The sequence below is a fragment of the Vibrio sp. 2130-1 genome (assembly GCF_033339515.1).
Genome location: NZ_JAWOUT010000060.1, coordinates 1 through 1,398 on the forward strand (window position 1 = coordinate 1; position 1,398 = coordinate 1,398).

The following is a 1,398-nucleotide window of genomic DNA, read 5'->3' on the forward strand; positions in this document are numbered from 1 at the left end:
ATCCGAATAATTTTTCGAGGTAATTCGCAATGGCTGCCAAGGACATTCGTTTCGGCGAAGACGCGCGCTCCAAGATGGTGCGCGGCGTCAACGTGCTCGCCAACGCCGTGAAGGCGACCCTCGGCCCGAAGGGCCGCAACGTCGTGCTGCAGAAGAGCTACGGCGCGCCGACCATCACGGGGTTCTAGGGATTTTCCCCTCTAAAAAGACATAATCCTCTGTAGACCACACCAATAAATGGCTGCGGAGGTGGGTTACTACTTATAAGTGTGGCAAATTAGGTAAATATCGTACATTTAATACGGAACAGCCCTGATATGGCCATCAAAAACGAAATTACTATTCTCACGAGAGCAGAACAGGCAGATCTTTATTCCCCACCCATTTTTTCAATCGAAGAACAACGTCTGTACTTTTCTCTGAACGATGCGGAATTGGCAGTTTTTCGGTCAATTCGTCTCAGAGCTCATAGATGTTACTTTGTCGCGATTTTGGGATACTTCAAATCAAAGCCCGTCATCCTAGATATCGCTTACTCGCAGGTTTCTAAGGATTTAATGTTCATCAGTAAAGAGCTGCTTGGCGGCAAGGGGCTCAGACCATTCACTCCCTCACAAAAACAAAAAGATCGACTCTACGCAAAAGTATTAGACCTTGCTGGTTATCACAAATGGGACGAAAGTCAGCACTTCAATTCTCTTTTCGACCACCTTGTTCAGGTGGGCAATGCCTGGCTGGAGCCGCGTTACCTCTTTGATACTGCTATTGAATTCCTAACCAGTCACAGCATTGCTATCCCTAGGTACACCGTACTCCAGAGACTGATAAGCAGAGCGATGCAGCAGGTCAGAAAAGACCTGGCGCACCAACTTAATCAACTCACCAGTCCTGAACTTCACGTCTTTCTGGACAGCATAACAGCCATTGATGACGGACTAAGCCTGAACCAGCTCAGAGGCGGTGCAAAAAGTCTGACCGTACCTGAACTTAAAAAAGAGCTTGCCCTTTATCATCAGTTAGCGCCATGGCGCACGCAAATCAATGGCGTTATCGATGGGCTTAATCTGTCTCTTAAAAATCGACAACACTTCGGTGAGCTCATCAACTATTACGGTAGTAAACTCAAACGATTCAAACGCGCACAGCAGCATCTATGGTTGCTATGTCACCTGACAGAGCGGATACAACTGGCACTGGAACGGTTAACTGATGGGTTCATTTACCATATCCGCAAGCAACAAGAAGCTGCCAACACCTTTGCACAACAAGCAGTGTTCCTGTCCTGGCAGTCAGCCGCGGACAATGTCACGAAAGCGGCAGAGTTACTGCATCTGTTTGTGGATGAGAACATTGATGATAATCAACCCTTCTCAGTAGTCAGACAACAGGCATTGAAGG

At 47.5% G+C, this 1,398-nt stretch carries 2 protein-coding genes; both read left to right on the top strand.

Annotated elements, in window-relative coordinates; all coding sequences use genetic code 11:
* Nucleotides 1-29 precede the first annotated feature (29 nt).
* On the top strand, nucleotides 30-188 hold the full coding sequence (locus tag R7Q09_RS24215) for a hypothetical protein (protein ID WP_225455829.1): 159 nt from the start codon (nucleotides 30-32) through the stop codon (nucleotides 186-188).
* Between the two features lie 129 nt (nucleotides 189-317).
* Nucleotides 318-1,398: DUF4158 domain-containing protein (locus tag R7Q09_RS24220; protein WP_318143709.1), on the top strand; the 1,081-nt coding region annotated here is incomplete at its 3' end.

Coding starts and splice junctions, on each gene's coding strand:
- R7Q09_RS24215 (WP_225455829.1), top strand. CDS start 30: ATGGCTGCCAAGGACATTCGTTTCGGCGAAGACGCGCGCTCCAAGATG.